Here is a 17,017-nt window from a genome sequence, read left to right on the forward strand (position 1 = left end):
CAGCATCACAGCTAAAGTCTAGTTGTAATCTGGCCTATACAATCGGAGAAACTATTCACTACAGGAATCACTACTGGAAAATGGTTGAATTAACTTAGGTCCTGCCCTGCATGGTCAGGACCTAGTTAGTAGGGAATCTCTTCCCCAACGTTTCTGCGCTTAGATAGCTAAGAACAGACCCGCAATTGTTGCACTCATTAAGTTAGCTAACGAGCCTGCGATAACCGCACGAATACCCATTTTAGCTAAATCGTGACGACGGTTAGGAGCCATAGCACCTAAACCACCCAACAGAATTGCGATAGAAGACAAGTTCGCAAAACCACACAGTGCAAACGAAACAATCGCTTTGGTTCTGTCGGTCATAGCTAAGCCAGTCTCAGCCACAACCATACCGCCATCAGCGATGTCTTTTAAGTATGGAGCAAAGTTCAGGTAAGCTACGAATTCGTTAACAATGATCTTTTGACCAATGAAAGAACCAGCAACTAATGCTTCATTCCAAGGCACACCGATAAGGAATGCTAAAGGCATGAACACATAGCCAAGGATCAGTTCCAGTGTTAAACCTTCAACACCGAACCAACCACCTACACCACCGATGATGCCGTTGATCATTGCGATCAAACCAACGAAGGCTAACAGCATTGCACCAACGTTTAACGCTAAGTGCATACCAGATGAAGCACCCGCAGCAGCAGCGTCTAATACGTTAGCTGGCTTATCAGGATCTTCTGGTAATTCATCCATGTCGTTTTTAGCAACTTCAGTCTCTGGGTGCATCAGTTTAGCCATTAATAGACCACCTGGTGCCGCCATGAATGACGCAGCAACTAAGTACTCAATAGGCACGCCCATTTGTGCGTAACCAGCCAGTACTGAACCTGCGATAGAAGCTAAACCACCCACCATGATCGCAAACAGTTCTGATTGAGTCATAGTTGGGATGAATGGACGAACCACTAACGGCGCTTCAGTTTGACCAACGAAGATGTTAGCAGTCGCTGACATAGATTCAGTACGGCTTGTGCCTAATGCTTTTTGCAGACCACCACCGATGATACGGATGATCCACTGCATGATGCCTAAGTAGTACAGAACGGCGATCAGAGAAGAGAAGAACACGATAACTGGCAACACGTTTACCGCGAAGATAAAGCCAAGTTTGAAGTTAGCTAAATCACCGAACAGGAAGCCGATACCGTTTTGTGCATAACCGATAACGCTAGATACGGCGTCAGATACACCTTTCAGGATATCTTTACCGACAGGAACGTACAGTACAAAACCACCGAAGGCGGCCTGGATGGCTAATGCACCACCCACAGTACGCAAGTTAATTGCTTTTTTGTTATTCGATAGGAGGAAACCTATCGCAAGTAGGACGACCACCCCTACTAAGCTCATCAATATATTCATTAACCATCACCCTATTGTTAACACTTTTTAATTATGTTGTTAATCAACCTATTTCCGAGTCAGATTATACCCGAGAGAAAGTCGAAAATCGTCGTTTTGATCAAAATTTTGGAGTTTAATTTCAACCGCTTAGAGCAAAATGCTATTGCGACCTACACCTGTTTAACCAAAAACAACTAAAGGTCAAACAGTTGCATTGCATTCGACACCAAGTGTTCTGATATTAGAACACTAGATTTTTTTTGCAAAGTTGCAATTTTGTCTATAAAAAGTACAGCGTTAGCGGGTTGATTCCGTTTTTCTGTAACATTTTGCGGGGTCATGGCTGGAGAATCAGTCTCAAGTAGGAAGCTGTCTAGGGGCAATTCGCTGACGGTTTTGAGCAGTTTTTTCGCATTGGGATTCATCACTAAGCCCCCAATACCTAGCTTAAAACCCAACTTAATATATTCAGCAGCTATATCGGGACTGCCAGAAAAGGCGTGTATTACGCCACCTTTTGGGAGTTTGTGGCGCTTTAAATGGGACAATACCTCTTGATGAGCTTTGACTGCATGGACGATAACGGGCAAGTTCAGCTCATTGGCGAGAGTTAGCTGCGCATCGAAAAATGCTAACTGTTTACTCCAATTATCAGCATAAAGTTTGTCTAATCCGCATTCACCAATAGCAACAAAACGGGGACATTCTCGTAACTGAGAAACTTGAAATGTTAATGCAGAAATAGCCTTATCAACATCTTCGGGGCAAAACCAAGGATGGATACCTAAGGCAAAATAACATTGATATTGCTCTGCAATCGCCAACTGCTTTTCCCAATGCAGCGGGGAAACTCCCGGAATAATCAGATTATCGATGCCCGCTTGTCGCATACGCTGCACGACCTGTTCGCGGTCACTATCAAACTCTGCGAAATCGAGGTGTGCGTGGGTATCTAGCATCATCAATCTGTTACTCCGATTTTGTTTCTCCTTGGGGTGCAGGCGCCTTTTCTTGGCAATTCGGCTTGTTGCGGGCTAATGGCGGGTCCTCCAATCGAGGCATACAACAACGGCGATTCTCTGGCGTCAGCCCCATCTTGTCACACCAACGAATATAGGCACGCCACGCCCGAGTTATCCAATGAATCATGAGTCATCCCACAAATTGTAGATACAAAAAAGGCGGTGAATCACCGCCTTTTAGCCTAGGTTACTTACCTGTTAGTGTTCGCGCGTTTTAGCGAACTCGATATCAGGGTATCTTTCCATCGAAAGATTTAAGTTAACCATAGTTGGCGCAATATAAGTTAAGTTATCGCCACCATCGAGCGCCAAGTTTTGGCTGCACTTACGGCGGAACTCTTCTAGCTTACGCTCATCTTTACAATAAACCCAGCGTGCCGTTGAAACGCTAATACCTTCGTAAATCGCTTCAACGTTGTACTCGCTCTTTAAGCGGCCGACAACCACTTCAAACTGCAGCACACCCACAGCCCCAACGATCAAATCGTTCGAATCTAATGGACGGAATACCTGCACAGCACCTTCTTCAGACAACTGAACTAGGCCCTTAAGCAATTGTTTTTGCTTGAGTGGATCACGCAGACGAATACGGCGGAACATTTCAGGTGCGAAGTTAGGTACACCGGTAAAGCGGAACTTTTCACCTTGGGTGAAAGTATCACCAATACGAATGGTCCCATGGTTATGTAAACCAATAATATCACCAGGATACGCCACTTCAGCACGTTCTCGGTCACCCGCCATAAAGGTCAAGGCATCACTGACGTTAACATCTTTGCCAATGCGCACATGGTGCATCTTCATGCCTTGCTCATAGCGACCCGAGCAAACGCGCATAAAGGCAACGCGGTCACGGTGTTTAGGATCCATGTTAGCTTGGATTTTAAACACAAAACCGGTGAATTTTTCTTCGTCAGGCATGATCATCCGCGCATCGCTTTCACGAGGCAACGGCTTTGGCGCCCACTCCACAATACCATCGAGGATATGGTCAACACCGAAGTTACCCAATGCAGTACCGAAGAAGACTGGCGTAAGTTCACCCTTTAAGAAGGCTTGATGATCAAATTCATTCGATGCACCGCGAACCAACTCCATTTCATCACGTAAATCGGCAGCATAACTACCAATCGCCTTATCCAGCTCAGGGTTATCGATGCCTTCAATCACGCGGCGCTCTTGAATCGTGTGTCCCATACCGCTCTGATACAGTACCACTTCATCACGCAGAATATGGTAAACACCTTTGAACTCTTTACCGCTGCCAATAGGCCAAGTAATAGGCGCACAGGCGATATTAAGAACATCTTCAACCTCATCCATCAGTTCGATGGGATCGCGAATATCACGGTCGAGTTTGTTCATAAAGGTCACGATAGGCGTATCGCGCAGACGCGTGACTTCCATCAATTTGATGGTACGATCCTCTACCCCTTTTGCCGAGTCGATAACCATCAAGCAAGAGTCAACCGCCGTCAAGGTGCGGTAAGTATCTTCTGAGAAGTCTTCGTGGCCGGGAGTATCGAGTAGGTTAACGAGCGCGCCACCATAGGGGAACTGCATGACAGACGTAGTAATCGAAATACCACGGTCTTTTTCCATTTCCATCCAGTCAGACTTAGCATGCTGACCCGATTTTTTGCCCTTAACGGTACCCGCTTTCTGCAGCGCGTTTCCGAATAACAGCACTTTTTCGGTAATGGTGGTTTTACCCGCGTCGGGGTGAGAGATGATAGCAAAGGTCCTTCGCTTATTGATTTCATTAAGAAAATCTTGGTTTGCCATGTATAAATTCTTTTAGTTTGTACACGGATTTGTACACACTTTTGGAAGTACTCTCTTTTCAGTTCTTCGCTTGTCAAATCCGTCGTGTTAATCGTAATTGGCCGCTATTTTCGCTGATCTTGACTTTATAAACAATCAATGGTTATCTAATCGGTTACCATTTACTCTCAGCGTGCGCCAATGCTCAGTTGTAGCTGTTTGCAATCGTTGCTTCTTCAGCTCATGAACAACTGTGGCTAAACCACAAATTCCTTCGCTACCAAAAATCGATGATAGCTTGTCGTACTACACCAATGATGGTGCAGTTGCCGTTGATCGGTATTGCAGGGTATTGTGGGTTCAAAGGTTTTAGGTACTTCTGTTCACCATCAATAACCAACTGCTTAAAGGTTGCTTCTTTCGAATCATCCAAACGCGCAACAACCAATGAACCTGAAGAGTACGGTAACTCAGGATCAACAACGATCACTGCTCCCTCAGGTATGGATTTTTTTCCGCTTGGATTTTCCATACTGTCGCCTTTTACGCGAAGTGCGAAACAACCCTCATGTGCTTTCCCAGTGACTTCACGCCACTCCTCAGCATCTTCATGGGCAAATCCCTCCGCTATTTCAGTCCAATCACCGGCCTGAACCCAGTTAATGAGAGGAATTCTTCCCTTAATATCAGGCCCGACTTCTACATTACCGACCCCCAAGCCAATCTCGCCATCACCTGTGGCGAGCCAATGAGCATTCACGCGAAGCGCCTCCGCGATCTGCATGGTGTAACGAGACCTAGCCGATTTACCAGAGCAAATCTGGCTGATCGACTGCTGTTTGATACCAATGCGACGAGCCAACTCAGACTGAGTCACCCCAGTAAGCTGCAAGGCATGGTTTAGTCGTTCGGATAAAGTTTTCATAAGCCCGTATTCTACAAATAAAACTGTAGCCTTTCAACAATTTTAACTGTTGACTTATCTACAGTTTAAACTGTAACATTCAATCTTGTAACAGTTATTATTGTAACAGGAGACGGTATGGAAGTGTTCAAAACGACACAAAAACATCTCCGCCGTGCCATTGACTTGGTCGGCGGGCAATCAGCATTAGCAAGAGCCATCAACTCAAAACAGCAAAACGTCTGGTTTTGGTTGAATAAATCAGGGCGTGTTCCCGCTGAATTCGTTTTACCCATCGAACAAGCTACGCAAGGACAGGTAACCCGATCTCAGTTAAGACCGGACATCTATCCCGAATGCCCAAGCGAGCTGAAAGCCAGTAACCAGTAGGATTAAGGGCAAATAATGGTCAGCATTTTACGTAAACACAAAAGCGAGTTCCTCCATGCGTGATTATGGCAAGGTCTATACCCGCTTTTGGCTAAAGCAAAATGTTTTGTCCTGGAGTGACTCAGCGAAGTTGCTAGGACTGTATTTGCTTACATGCCCACATTGTAATTTGCTTGGCTGCTTTCGACTGCCGATTGGTTACGTTGCTTCTGACTTGAACTGGGATGAGCAACAGGTTGCCAAGACGTTAAGTGAGTTAGAACAAGATCAGTTCCTGATTCGTTGCGAGGGATCTGGTTGGACTTTGATTCGAAGCTTTCTGAAGCACAACCCAATCGAAAACCCAAACCAAGGTAAGGCAGCCTTTCGGTTGCTTAAAGATGTACCTGCCGACTTCATTGGTATGGCATCGCTTTTGAAATCTCTTGCCGCTTTTCAAGCTCGGCTACCAGAAGAATTTTCATCATTGTTTATGCCTGATGGCAACCCGGTAAGGGACTCTCAACGGTCGGATGACTCTGAGAGAAGCAATAAACCAACAGTTAAAACTGTTGACCACATACAGTTTGAAGACTTCTGGGATGTACAAATACGCAAAGAAAAAAAAGCGAAAGCCAAAGAAGAATGGCTACGCATGGGCCTCAATGAAGACCATGAACTCGCCTTGGAAGTGCTAACACGCTGGAAAGAGCAACGAGACAACCGATTACAGTATCAAGATCGGACTAAGACCCCTATGCCACATAACTGGCTTTTAAACCGGCAATGGGAAGACGAGTACGTTCGCATTGATGAAGTACAGCAATCATCGACGAGCCTAAAGGGCAGCAATCACCAATTGAATATTGAAGAAAGCAATCGCCGCATTGCTGAAAGCTGGGCCGGACCAGGTATTCGGGAGGTTCGTTCAAGTGCAGGAGGTTGATAAACGCGAGTTTGCTGAAGTTTGGGGAGCTGCTTGGGCCATGTATGGCAAAAGCGTATCACCACAATTGCTATCCATCGCATTTGAAGCCCTTCGTGCTTATAGCATTGAAGAAGTGCGAATCGGTCTGACTCGGCATATTCAATCACCGGATACTGGGCAATTTTTTCCAAAGCCCGCTGACGTCATCAAGCATATCGATGGCAACTCGGGTTCAAGAGCCATGGTTGCTTGGAACAAAGTTGACAAGGCTGTTCGTCAGGTTGGCGCTTGGACATCCGTGATGTTTGACGATGCACTTATCCACCGCGTGATTTCAGACATGGGGGGATGGGTTGAACTCTGCAAAGTTGATGATAGGGAATACCCCTTTAAGCAAAAAGAGTTTTTAACACGCTACCAGGCTTACTTGCTGCGGGACGAAGTGGGTGAATACCCAAGGCTATTACAGGGTATTGCAGACCATCAGAACCAGCAAAAAGGATTTGATATGCAAGCGCCTGTTGCCGTGGGTGACTGGTCAAAAGCGGCACAAGTTTACACGAGAGGCATCGCCAATTTTAGCGCAGTGCCTTTGAAAAGAATAAGCCCGAAAGCCATTCAGGCGCTTCTCGGAAATCAATTAGAGGACAAAAATGAAAACGATTAAAGCAAAAACCGTTGCCCTAGTGATAGCCATGTCCGCAAGCACTTCAGTCTATGCGTTTCCGGGCTATCAGTGGGAAAAAGCAGCACAAAGTGTTGGTATTGATCCAGTCATGCTCTACGCCGTTGCCTTGGCTGAGTCCGCCTCACATCGAGGTCTTAACATGACCAGTCCATGGCCATACGCAATTCGCAATGGTTCAAACGCAACCTACGCCAAATCTAAGACAGAAGCGGAGCAACTGTTAAACCAGGCACTTCAAGAGAGTGAAAAATACCAGCTCGATATTGGCCTTATGCAAATCAATTTGCATTGGCATGGGCATCGAGTGAGCTCAGCAGCCGAACTGCTAGACCCCATCACCAACCTTACTGTCGGCTCCAGTATTTTGGCCGAAGCAATCAAGTCTTCACCAAACGATTTAGAGCTTGGCATAGGCCGCTATCACAGTTGGAACGAAGAGCGTGCACGCTGGTATGGGCAAAGAGTGCTTTCTATCTATCGCAATATTTTACATGAACTGGAGGTCCGTCAATGACAACCAATCAACAAGACTTCTATCAATTAAATTTGGCATACCTACACGCAGCACGGGAATTGGCGCGCATTGATCCGCAAGAGGCCGTCTTGCGCTTTGGACTTACACGCGATGTGGTTGATGCGCTGATTAATGCTGGAGTTGACGACCTGCAACGAGTGGCGACCTCATCATTCATGCTGTTTCAACCAAGGGGTAACCAAAGCCAACTGATTGAGATGGTGAAGAGCAAAGGCACAGGTATCACAAGAATCGCTTATTTATTATCAACCCTAAACAACAAGGGGGATGCATGATTGATAACCTGTCCAAAAGTGAGTTGTTTACCCGAGCCTCGCTGCTTATTAAATACGGATTTCGAACCACCATTATCGCGCTCGATACAGGTTTGCCAATCCACATTATCAGAAGACTCCACAAAGAAGTGACTGGCAAGTCACCTTGTCCTGGTCAATTGCCAGAATCTGATGCCATCGTTAAAAGCAGAAGAGCCTTAGTTGAAGGCTCCCTGCTGATGGCGCTTTATGTCAATATTGGTGGTGATAATGTCTACAAGCAATTAAATATCGATGCTTTGATGAAGGCTTACGATGCGTACTTGGTTGCAAGAGAAGAAGCAGATCTTCCAGCTGAGATCCCCTGGAAAAAACTGACCATCAATGAAGGTTGGGTTCTAGCTCGTGATTTAAGATCACAACTAGCATCCTTACACCGGTGTCGATGCGGCAGTCTTTATTTGACGGTATCTCAACAGCGTATTCAGCTTAAATGTCCTGTGTGTGAGATTATGGCCGAGCAAACCACTAGAGCACTTTTTGAGAACTAACATGCTGATGCATGATTTGATTGTGCACCGCCCGTGCACTTTGAGAGTACTAAGAAGATGACAAACTTACTTAAATCTTTACCAGCACGCTGCTGGTTTATATCACTGGGGCTTTTTCTGGCGACTTTGGCTGCGGCTCATTTTTTTCCATCAGAAATATTAACAGCATCAGCCAAGTTAGCGGCTTTACCATTTCTGTTCTGCACCGTCGTTTTTTTCGGCTACTTGGGATTCAAAGCGACCTGTAACCCCATCGGCCTAATAGCCATCATCACGATGCTTTTAGCAATCGCATATTGGCAAGCGAGTTGGACAATTGTTGGTTTGGGACTCTTTTTCATAGCTATTTGTACTGGAATTAGATTCTTGAGTAGCCAAGTTAAAGATTCGGGTAGAACTTTGAGCATTGAAGAAAAATGGTATTGGTATAAGCTCCATTCGTTTTTTGATGGCTTTTATCCAAGGTATCCCAAAAAGCCAAAAAAATAGCCAGCCCACCACAAGCTGGCTACCTTCTATTTTCAGTTCCTTCCTGATGCCTGGTTATAAGCCCTAATATCGATCAAGTTGTTCTGAGCATAATCTCCCGCTAGCGATGCATTTGAGATCACCGCTATCTGCTTATCCACAAATGCTTTATCTTCTTCGGACACACTGTCAGGGATGTAAGCGCCACTCTCATCCTTTTGACGATACTCATTTAGCATTTGCTCCCTTAGACCTAGCATTTCAGGCGACCAACTCGATGAGTCTTCAGAATTGAATACGCGTCCCGCCAAACCTTCATTGAAAGCTTGAGCGAACACTTGACTTTGAATCGGGGTCAATCCCATTCTCTGCCCTTCGCTGTATGCTTCCTGTTTGAAATCATCGGCATACTGTTCTAAGAACTCACCATATCGATTGTTAACTGCCGCACCAAATGCCCCCGCCAACATGGCTTCAGACTTAGTGCCCCAGTTTACTTCGGAGGCATACTGCGAACTCGATCCACTGTATGCATCATTAAACGCCGTCAATGGATTTTCCAAAGAGGTTCCGGCATCAACGGCGGCTTTTAACCCATCCCAGGTTGATTTGCTGGCCACCGTTGCGTTGTGCAAGAAACCTCGTGAGCCAGGATCTTCAAGCGCTTGTTCTTTGTAACTCTCATAGTCTTCGCCAAAGTGATTCAAGGTATGCAGAGCTGCATCAGTATGCTTGCCACTGAAATCACCAATAGCACTGGCGCTGTTGAAGAACATTTCAGCACCAGAGACTCCGCTATCATCAGCCATAATGCGAGATCGCCACTGAGAGCCAGCTTCACTGTTTAGTCCAGATTGATAGGTACTTGTGTCAGAAGCTACGGCCTGCTGGGCTTGTTGCTGATGCGCATTCAGCTGTCCATCTACACCAGAAAGATTGGTTTGGTAAGCAGATTGAGCCGAATTGAACTGCGTTTGAACTCTTGCAGCACCCTCATAGCCTCCCAGAACACCGGATTCAACTTGGCTTTGAGTGCCACCAAAAGTAGGTGCCGTTGATGACAAGCCTTCATTAGAGCGTGGCTGAATTGATCGTAAATCGGCTCCGGTAGCCATGGCCATAACAGTCATTGCTGCTTGATAGTCATTGTCTCGTTCAGCGGGCGTCGAGGAGTTGCTATAGGTTAAAGACTCCATAGCTGCGGCCACATACGCCTGATTATCATCAGGTAGCAAGCGCTGATACATTGGAAGGTTTTCACGTAATCGGTTACCTGCTTCAACATGCTGGTTCATATAGCGACCTAAATAATCCATGACTTCAGGATTATCCGCTGCTAATCGAGTTAACGTCGCACCATCCGTGTTCCTTTGTCCTGATAGACTGTAGCTGGCCTGATCAAGCTCACTAAAGCGGTTTGATGCCGTGATAACGTCTTGTGCTGAACTCTGAAGTGACTGATAGTCTTGATTAGACAACGACATCTCAACGCCAGAGCGTCTTGAATCTGAAAGGTCCTTAACCATCGCATCGCGAAACTCAGCACGTCGTGAATCACTCGATGCCAAGCTTTGCATCTCCCCAGTGAGCGTATTTGCGGTCGTAGACCGAGAACTGCCTTCTGACGACTCAACTTGGCCACTAAAGTTACCACCTAGATCCAACCCAGCTCGTACCCTTGATAGTTTTGGTACACGAGATGAATCTGGCTTATCCATTCCTGGCAAGTTGCCCTGTGGAGAATCATTGCCGCCCGTACCAAGAAGCCTTCCAAGAAAACCCTTATCAGCAACTTCTTTCTCACCGGGATTAGTAATAGTTCCATCGCCACCGACCCTTAGGCCTCCCGATAACACGCCAGATACCAAGCCACGTACAGCATCTTTTTTATCGTCTCCGAAACCATACCGAGTTTGTAGGTCATCAGTAACCTGATTAACAACGGCGCTAGATGCGGAATTAGAAGAACCGATTTGACGTCCAACTGAAGATAGATTGTCGTAACTTAGCTTTTCACCAAAAGTTCGGCTCATGGTATTGCCAACTTGACGGCTAAAGGCTTGAGTTGCCTGAGTCATGGATTCTTTTGCAGAGCCGACCATTGAACCCACCGCATTTCCGACAGAGAAACTGCTAAGTAGGTTTGACGCGCCGGTCATAGCAGAACCAGTGAGGGCTGAATTTTGGAACATTGACTGTGATTGCATCACCGGGGCATTTTTCGCGACATCTGGACTTGCCATCTTTTCATCAATGGCATCACCGTTTTGAAGACGTCCAGCCAAGTGGGTTGCAGTTATTGCTGAGCCATACACGAGCATGAGCGAAATTGCCGGAACACTCGACGCCAACATGCCGCCAGTAGCTATCCAGGTTTGCAGCACTGAATCCATCTGCATCAACCCAGCAAAAGATGGCACTTCTGTACCTGCAAAGGCATCAAGAGCCGACATTTTCCCTGCAACGGTTAAATGAATATACAGGTTAATGATAGCCATGACAGGCATCCAAAGTTGAATCCAAAGCAGGATTAACAAGTACTTCCCAGCCATTCGCATCCCGATTTGGCCTAGGGCTATCACAAAGGCCATCAAAGGGGTGATGGCGTAAATGAAACCCTCAAAAAACGTCATCATCGGACGAACGATACTTTGGAAAAGAGTCTGCTCCGCCGCCCATTGTGTATTGCGCTGTTCAATCGCTTGATTAACCATAACGGCGGCGGTGAAAGCTTGATCATCCATATACTTGCCCGTCACGCTTTGCTCATAAATAGGCAAAAGCACTGACGCGGTCATGTACTCTTGGGTGTTAACCAAAGCCAAACCAAGGTTATTCAGTGCATTTCGGATCACGTCATCAGTATCCGTTGCTGACGAAGTCCCCAATGAGGCTGACAGAACCTGTTTAAGCCTCGGAATGAAGGTTGATTCTGTCATGAGTTTCAGTTGGCTATAGGCATCGGTGCAGTCCAGATCGCTACTGCTACCACTTAGCATGATGCGTGTGCCATATATGCGCGAATCAAACCTAATCGCAGTCATCGGGTTAGGATCACTCAGCACCTGATCTAGGTTCTTTTGGCCGATGTCGATGCCAATCAAGGTGCATTCTTTGATGTAGTTAAACCACGATTGCTCGATATCTGAGCCACCGACACGATTTGCATCACCCAACCCCGAGCGATCCATCACCTGTTTTCTCACTTTAATCAGTGACTGTAAACTGGATGCAAAGCCGTATTCCGTCATGGCGGGAGTTGAGAACGCCGTTTCAAACAATCGCGTGATTTGAAAGCCGACAGTTGAAATCGTACTGCCTGCGGCAGCAACACCGATGGGCACATTATCAACCACTCGAACTTGTCCCGTGTACGCATCCTCAATGCTCACTCGGGTACTGGGTCCAAACATGGTTGCAAAGACTAGCCATGAGACTAAAACGTGTTGAAAGTTAATGCCACGACCGCCTTGCATTAAGGCCTGAACAGAGACCATCAATACCCCAATGAGCAAGCCAATGCGAACCATTGAAGTAAAGTCGCCTGTACCAGTAATCATCGCGACAGCGTTCAAGACCTGCTCTAAAAATGCCGAATCCCCGATGGAATAGATCTCCCACATGACCTATTCCCCCAGTGCCGTAGATTTAACGGTGTAATAACGCTGTTTGCGAATGGTCTGTATCACCTGGTTAAAATGCGCCAGCAATTCTTGCTCTGAGCCGTATCTTCGCTGCAACGCAGCGTACTCCTCATTGATTTGGCGACGTGCACGTTCAAGGTCTTCCGTTAATAACTTCGCATAGGCATGATCTTCCACACCGGAGGTACTTCTAGCTGCATTGAGCATGTCTTCAACCAATGCTCGGGCCATCTCAACAGCAATAAATGGCGCAGCTCTTGAAGCAAACGACCTAGCAGCCCCTTCATTTAATGCAGAAAGTGTTCGAATCATGCCGCCAATGCTCGCAGGAGCCGAGGTCATAAAAGCCTTTTCGGTGGTGCTAGCTGCCCCAGTATTTCGAGCAAACTTAAAAATAATGCCGTTACTAGAACCTGTACCAAGCAGTAAATTTTCTACCTGGGTTGATAACCCGGTTAGGGTCACGTTAGTGATTGTCGGATTCAGACAGCCGTCTTGTGTCACTGTGTCACATCGGTACATAGCGACGTTACCGCCATGAATTAGATGCTCAATAGTCACTTTATTGCCATTCAGTCTGGTCAGTTTTGGGGCTTTACCTTGACCATCAGCCGCATTAGCCAAATCACCAACAATGATCGAACCAGTCACTGACATAACCGCTTCAAGAAAACGGTCATCCCCCGATGCAAACCAGCTTGATGCCGAGTGACGTTTCAGTGCTCGCCAAACCAAGTTGCCTTTAATCGTTTTGTTCACATCAGATGCCGCGACACTTGAAGCGTTCTCATAAGGGTTCTTACCATTGGACTCACTCCAACTGGTAAAAACGTCTCCAGCCCCTTTAAGTGAGCTCAACATGCTGGCTTCTGTTTGCCCCTTCTTACCAAAAGCAGCCAAGGTATCGTTCACGACTCCCTGAGCCATTTGACAGGAATTGCCAAAATACTCGTTCAACTGCTGGATTTTCTTTTGCAGAGTCTCCATGTGCTGTGAGCATTTCTCACACATAGCGCTGAGCGCCAGTTGGAATGCATATCCCTTGGCATTTGCCGCCACAGAGCGAAGCAATTGAACGAACTGATCAGCATTAACAAATGACAAACTTCCAGCGAACATATCAATGCCGCCACAACCGGCTTGGAATGACGGTGGCACCATAGAGACGAGGTTCTCATTCATGATCCTGTTACGAACAACAACACTTCCTCCAGATATAACGCCACGTCGTTGACTCTCGAATACACCAGGCGCAGTGGTGTTGGTCATTGAACCAAACAACTGATTCATCTCCTGTTGCAAGCTTGCTTGGCTCATAGATGAAAAACCAATCGCACAGGCGATAAGCGATACTCGGAATACTTTTTTCATCGTTATAACCCTCCTTGTGCACGCAGATAGCGAACAAGAAACTCAGGGTCCTGTAATATTTTTTCGTTAAGCTCTTGCGCTGACATCGCGAGTGACACGCCGGGTTGAACAGGTCTGGTGGCATAGTAAGTTTGATCGTCAATCCAACCGGCTTGATGGGCTGCGAGAATGATTCGATTATTGAGCTCATCGAGGCTCATTGCACCTTGGCCAATCGGAGTGATGACATTAGGCGGGTCTACTAAGAAGACCGCTGGAACAGTCGTAACGGACAAGGATTGGGCTTGTCCTGAATCGACTTTGTAATGAGGAAACTCTCCACCAGGTAAAGGCAAGCCATCGACTGCAATAGCAAACACCTCGAAACCATAGTTCAAAGCCATTGATTCGATGATAGGCGCTTGAGCATGGCAGTAAGGGCAATCAGAACGATAGAAGAAGAATAAGCCAGCCCGTTTTGCTACTTCACCTAAAGCAATATCTCGTTGAGCGCCAGCTTCTCGATCCATCCGATTGGCAGCATAGGTAGCCAAGGGTCTGCGACTGATTTCATCCAAAACTGGATCGCCCATGACTACCTGCTGACTAACATCAGCAAACTGTGAGCCCTTATCCATCATGACGCGCTGGAGATACAGATAGGCTCTGACGTTCTCATTCGTCGGCTCATCAATTGCCTTGTCCATGAACGACTGCATGTGCTCACGAAACCAGGCAGCACTGAAAGGCTTTAGCCCGCTCTTACTCGACTCTGCCGCACCAGATTCCGGCTTAATAAGCTCTTCAGCCTCCGCTGGCCCAGGAATGACCTGATACCAAAACCAGCCTTCCTGACCACGCTGATAGAATGGCTCGTCACTGGCATAGGCGGGTAAGATGAATAGAAAGAAAATAATGATTGGGATGGTCACCCATAGGATAAACCAAGGTAACAAAGGCGTTCTCATTGTCAGCTCCAGAAATTTCATAGAGCTAACATGCTAAGGAACGCCGTTAAGGTGATTGGCCAGATAGATGAAGAAATCGTGTGTGTTTCTGACTAGCTGTTATGACCAGTAACAACAGCTAATTTTAACGAGCCAAATTTATGATTGGACCGCTTTGAGCGAAAAGCAGACATTTACGTCAATACAAAGAAACCATGCTCATTTCGCACTTTAATAGTGATTAAAGTGCAGCTTTTTAACTGAAATAGTAACAAAGCGTACACCTTGTAAAAAATAGGTAAATCAGGCACTGCTGTAACCATTTTTGTGGGCGACTAACATTTGATACACAATGTATTCTGAAAAATTCTTAATCAAGAACAGAAAAACCATTGCTATAAATGATAAAAGTACCTAAGTCTTTCTTTTCGTAATACCGTGCTCAAAACAAATTGTTTATCTCGGCGCAAACATGATCACTGCCATGCCTGCGAGCATTAGCACCACGCCAGCCAGATCCCAGCGGTGTGGTTGAATGCCATCTACTCCCCACAACCAGACTATTGCTATTGTTACGTATACTCCGCCATAAGCCGCGTAAACACGTCCAGCAGCCGTTGGGTGAAGCGTTAACAACCAGGCAAATAATGCCAGACTGATTGCAGCAGGTAACAGCACCCAGGCTGAAGCTCCTTTTTTCAGCCACAAGTAAGGCAAATAGCAACCGACAATTTCTGCTATTGCAGTAATGATAAATAAACCTAACGTTGTAATGACGGTCACTTCACTGCACCTTATCCGGGAATTCATCCCGACAATGTTCTTGTGTTAACTCCAGCTCTATCGTGGTATGTGCTAAATCAAACTGCTCCAATGCGTTAGCAATACGCAGCTTAATATCGGCATAATGGTTTGCAGTAAATGCCTTGCTGGCATTGGTTACCACATGTGCGGTGAGTACATGATGTTCACCATCAAGCGACCAGAGATGCAGGTGATGAATGCTGTCTAACTCATCAATTTTCAGCAAAGTATCTTGGATTTCATTTTGCAATTTGCTATCTGGCGCGGCTTGCAGAAATAAACGCGCAGTTGTGCTGAGGTTTCGTAAAACATTAACCAAAATAAATAAGGTGAAACCAATAGAAAGCAAAGGGTCAAGGATAGGCCAATCCACAAATTGCAGCACAATAGCCACAACCAAAACTGCAACCCACCCAAGAACGTCTTCAAGCAAATGCCAATTCAGCACTTTTTCATTCAGTGTATTTCCTTTGCTCAAGCGGTAAGCGGCAAAGCCATTGACTGCAACACCCAGCACAGCTAAAGCCAGCATTCCCTCTGTCACTGGCATTACCGGGTTAGCCAGCCGCGGTATTGCCTCAGTCAGTACCCAAACCGATCCGGCAATCAATACCAAGCCGTTAATTAAGGCGCCAAACAATGACAATCTGCGGTAGCCGTAAGTAAATTGTCGGTTTGCAGACTTTCGGCCAAGCCGGTTCAACAGCCATGCACTGCCAATAGATAAGCTATCACCCAGGTCATGCACTGCATCTGCCATAATTGCTGTGCTGTTGGTTAACCAACCGCCGATAAACTCAATTAGGGTAAAACCCACATTAAGAAAAAAGCCATAGCGATCCGGTTGTCGCTGTCGTCTTTGATATATGAATGGTTGTGCTGGTGCATTAAGACTCACCTATTTATTGCTGATAACAACTTAGTTGGTTTGACTAACGGCTTCATTCAATTGTTTTAAAATACCACAGTGCTCTACCGTGCGCTTCGAGTTGCAGCTAAGACGTAAAGCCTTTAGTTGTTTATTAAGCTGCGTTAAATCCGCTATGCGACGTTCTACCTGCTCGATATGCTGTTCAATCATCTGATTAACATCATCACACTGCGACATTGGCGAGTCATTCAAACTCAGTAACTGACGAATTTCTGCCAAACTCAGATCTAAACTCCGGCAGTGTTTAATAAATAGCAACCGCTCGATATCAGCGTGATCGTAGAGGCGGAAATTACCATCGCTACGTAGTTTCGCCGCAAGAAGCTGCTCCTTTTCATAGTGACGGATGGTTTGCACAGAACAGCCAGAGATTTTTGCCAGCTCTCCAATCTTGATCATCTCGATACTGCCTATTGACTCTATAGTAACTACAGAGTTTAAACTAGGTTTCATATCA

17 protein-coding genes and 1 pseudogene are annotated in these 17,017 nt (G+C 46.2%); 7 read left to right on the top strand and 11 right to left on the bottom strand.

All coding sequences use genetic code 11. From position 1 onward, the window contains the following. Window positions 1-159: 159 nt before the first annotated feature. The 5 genes from CEQ32_RS09840 to CEQ32_RS09860 form a co-directional block, all read right to left on the bottom strand. Window positions 160-1,419, bottom strand: a complete 1,260-nt coding sequence (locus CEQ32_RS09840) for a NupC/NupG family nucleoside CNT transporter (RefSeq protein WP_088585944.1) — start codon at window positions 1,417-1,419, stop codon at window positions 160-162. 176 nt (window positions 1,420-1,595) lie between these two features. Continuing rightward, window positions 1,596-2,360 carry a TatD family hydrolase gene (locus CEQ32_RS09845; protein WP_041412946.1) on the bottom strand — a complete coding sequence of 255 codons (765 nt, stop codon included), beginning with the start codon at window positions 2,358-2,360 and terminating at the stop codon, window positions 1,596-1,598. 10 nt (window positions 2,361-2,370) lie between these two features. Continuing rightward, window positions 2,371-2,550: a hypothetical protein gene (locus CEQ32_RS09850; protein ID WP_041412565.1), complete on the bottom strand. Its 180-nt coding sequence runs from the start codon at window positions 2,548-2,550 to the stop codon at window positions 2,371-2,373. A gap of 71 nt (window positions 2,551-2,621) precedes the next feature. After that, window positions 2,622-4,208, bottom strand: a complete 1,587-nt coding sequence (prfC, locus tag CEQ32_RS09855; RefSeq protein ID WP_088585945.1) for a peptide chain release factor 3 — start codon at window positions 4,206-4,208, stop codon at window positions 2,622-2,624. A gap of 256 nt (window positions 4,209-4,464) precedes the next feature. Next, window positions 4,465-5,112, bottom strand: a complete 648-nt coding sequence (locus CEQ32_RS09860) for a LexA family protein (protein ID WP_000854920.1) — start codon at window positions 5,110-5,112, stop codon at window positions 4,465-4,467. Window positions 5,113-5,229: 117 nt separating this feature from the next. Here CEQ32_RS09860 and CEQ32_RS09865 point away from each other — a divergent pair, with 117 nt between their 5' ends. The 7 genes from CEQ32_RS09865 to eexS are packed head-to-tail and all read left to right on the top strand — an operon-like array spanning window position 5,230 to window position 8,905. Further along, window positions 5,230-5,481: a helix-turn-helix domain-containing protein gene (locus tag CEQ32_RS09865; protein WP_024015942.1), complete on the top strand. Its 252-nt coding sequence runs from the start codon at window positions 5,230-5,232 to the stop codon at window positions 5,479-5,481. A gap of 55 nt (window positions 5,482-5,536) precedes the next feature. Next, window positions 5,537-6,406, top strand: a complete 870-nt coding sequence (locus tag CEQ32_RS09870; RefSeq protein ID WP_040132807.1) for a hypothetical protein — start codon at window positions 5,537-5,539, stop codon at window positions 6,404-6,406. Window positions 6,407-6,446: 40 nt separating this feature from the next. Then, window positions 6,447-7,055, top strand: coding sequence for a DUF6475 domain-containing protein (locus tag CEQ32_RS09875; protein ID WP_001918295.1), 609 nt, complete (start codon window positions 6,447-6,449; stop codon window positions 7,053-7,055). After that, a complete protein-coding gene (locus CEQ32_RS09880) occupies window positions 7,042-7,590 on the top strand; it encodes a lytic transglycosylase domain-containing protein (RefSeq protein WP_000848909.1) in 549 nt (182 codons plus the stop codon). The genes CEQ32_RS09875 and CEQ32_RS09880 overlap by 14 nt, the downstream gene beginning before the upstream one ends. Then, the gene (locus CEQ32_RS09885) at window positions 7,587-7,886 is read left to right on the top strand and encodes a flagellar transcriptional regulator FlhD (RefSeq protein WP_011788532.1); all 300 of its coding nucleotides are present in this window, start codon (window positions 7,587-7,589) and stop codon (window positions 7,884-7,886) included. Before CEQ32_RS09880 ends, CEQ32_RS09885 begins: the two co-directional genes overlap by 4 nt. Next, entirely contained in the window at window positions 7,883-8,416 is a 534-nt protein-coding gene (locus tag CEQ32_RS09890) for a FlhC family transcriptional regulator (protein ID WP_000566753.1), read from the top strand. The genes CEQ32_RS09885 and CEQ32_RS09890 overlap by 4 nt, the downstream gene beginning before the upstream one ends. Before the next feature lie 57 nt (window positions 8,417-8,473). Continuing rightward, a complete protein-coding gene (gene eexS / locus CEQ32_RS09895; protein WP_011788531.1) occupies window positions 8,474-8,905 on the top strand; it encodes an entry exclusion protein EexS in 432 nt (143 codons plus the stop codon). 32 nt (window positions 8,906-8,937) lie between these two features. On the opposite strand, the gene CEQ32_RS09900 is transcribed toward eexS, so the two are convergent. From CEQ32_RS09900 to cadR, 6 genes and pseudogenes are all read right to left on the bottom strand, one after another. Beyond that, complete coding sequence (locus CEQ32_RS09900) at window positions 8,938-12,507, bottom strand: conjugal transfer protein TraG N-terminal domain-containing protein (protein WP_011788530.1); 3,570 nt, start codon at window positions 12,505-12,507, stop codon at window positions 8,938-8,940. A 3-nt stretch (window positions 12,508-12,510) separates the two neighbouring features. Next, window positions 12,511-13,899, bottom strand: a complete 1,389-nt coding sequence (locus tag CEQ32_RS09905) for a conjugal transfer protein TraH (RefSeq protein ID WP_011788529.1) — start codon at window positions 13,897-13,899, stop codon at window positions 12,511-12,513. A gap of 2 nt (window positions 13,900-13,901) precedes the next feature. Further along, the gene (locus tag CEQ32_RS09910) at window positions 13,902-14,846 is read right to left on the bottom strand and encodes a thioredoxin family protein (RefSeq protein ID WP_011788528.1); all 945 of its coding nucleotides are present in this window, start codon (window positions 14,844-14,846) and stop codon (window positions 13,902-13,904) included. A 435-nt stretch (window positions 14,847-15,281) separates the two neighbouring features. Continuing rightward, window positions 15,282-15,608 carry a YnfA family protein gene (locus CEQ32_RS09915; protein WP_011788527.1) on the bottom strand — a complete coding sequence of 109 codons (327 nt, stop codon included), beginning with the start codon at window positions 15,606-15,608 and terminating at the stop codon, window positions 15,282-15,284. Window position 15,609: 1 nt separating this feature from the next. Further along, a pseudogene (locus tag CEQ32_RS09920) lies at window positions 15,610-16,517 on the bottom strand (cation diffusion facilitator family transporter). Window positions 16,518-16,548: 31 nt separating this feature from the next. Beyond that, window positions 16,549-17,013 carry a Cd(II)/Pb(II)-responsive transcriptional regulator gene (gene cadR / locus CEQ32_RS09925; protein WP_011788525.1) on the bottom strand — a complete coding sequence of 155 codons (465 nt, stop codon included), beginning with the start codon at window positions 17,011-17,013 and terminating at the stop codon, window positions 16,549-16,551. Window positions 17,014-17,017: the final 4 nt, after the last annotated feature.

The organism is Shewanella sp. FDAARGOS_354 (assembly GCF_002209245.2).
GTDB lineage: Bacteria > Pseudomonadota > Gammaproteobacteria > Enterobacterales > Shewanellaceae > Shewanella > Shewanella xiamenensis.

What these genes read in the sequence shown, in the direction of transcription:
- CEQ32_RS09840 (WP_088585944.1), bottom strand. Translation starts at nt 1,419, where the DNA reads ATGAATATATTGATGAGCTTAGTAGGGGTGGTCGTCCTACTTGCGATA.
- CEQ32_RS09845 (WP_041412946.1), bottom strand. Translation starts at nt 2,360, where the DNA reads ATGCTAGATACCCACGCACACCTCGATTTCGCAGAGTTTGATAGTGAC.
- CEQ32_RS09850 (WP_041412565.1), bottom strand. Translation starts at nt 2,550, where the DNA reads ATGATTCATTGGATAACTCGGGCGTGGCGTGCCTATATTCGTTGGTGT.
- prfC (WP_088585945.1), bottom strand. Translation starts at nt 4,208, where the DNA reads ATGGCAAACCAAGATTTTCTTAATGAAATCAATAAGCGAAGGACCTTT.
- CEQ32_RS09860 (WP_000854920.1), bottom strand. Translation starts at nt 5,112, where the DNA reads ATGAAAACTTTATCCGAACGACTAAACCATGCCTTGCAGCTTACTGGG.
- CEQ32_RS09865 (WP_024015942.1), top strand. Translation starts at nt 5,230, where the DNA reads ATGGAAGTGTTCAAAACGACACAAAAACATCTCCGCCGTGCCATTGAC.
- CEQ32_RS09870 (WP_040132807.1), top strand. Translation starts at nt 5,537, where the DNA reads ATGCGTGATTATGGCAAGGTCTATACCCGCTTTTGGCTAAAGCAAAAT.
- CEQ32_RS09875 (WP_001918295.1), top strand. Translation starts at nt 6,447, where the DNA reads ATGTATGGCAAAAGCGTATCACCACAATTGCTATCCATCGCATTTGAA.
- CEQ32_RS09880 (WP_000848909.1), top strand. Translation starts at nt 7,042, where the DNA reads ATGAAAACGATTAAAGCAAAAACCGTTGCCCTAGTGATAGCCATGTCC.
- CEQ32_RS09885 (WP_011788532.1), top strand. Translation starts at nt 7,587, where the DNA reads ATGACAACCAATCAACAAGACTTCTATCAATTAAATTTGGCATACCTA.
- CEQ32_RS09890 (WP_000566753.1), top strand. Translation starts at nt 7,883, where the DNA reads ATGATTGATAACCTGTCCAAAAGTGAGTTGTTTACCCGAGCCTCGCTG.
- eexS (WP_011788531.1), top strand. Translation starts at nt 8,474, where the DNA reads ATGACAAACTTACTTAAATCTTTACCAGCACGCTGCTGGTTTATATCA.
- CEQ32_RS09900 (WP_011788530.1), bottom strand. Translation starts at nt 12,507, where the DNA reads ATGTGGGAGATCTATTCCATCGGGGATTCGGCATTTTTAGAGCAGGTC.
- CEQ32_RS09905 (WP_011788529.1), bottom strand. Translation starts at nt 13,899, where the DNA reads ATGAAAAAAGTATTCCGAGTATCGCTTATCGCCTGTGCGATTGGTTTT.
- CEQ32_RS09910 (WP_011788528.1), bottom strand. Translation starts at nt 14,846, where the DNA reads ATGAGAACGCCTTTGTTACCTTGGTTTATCCTATGGGTGACCATCCCA.
- cadR (WP_011788525.1), bottom strand. Translation starts at nt 17,013, where the DNA reads ATGAAACCTAGTTTAAACTCTGTAGTTACTATAGAGTCAATAGGCAGT.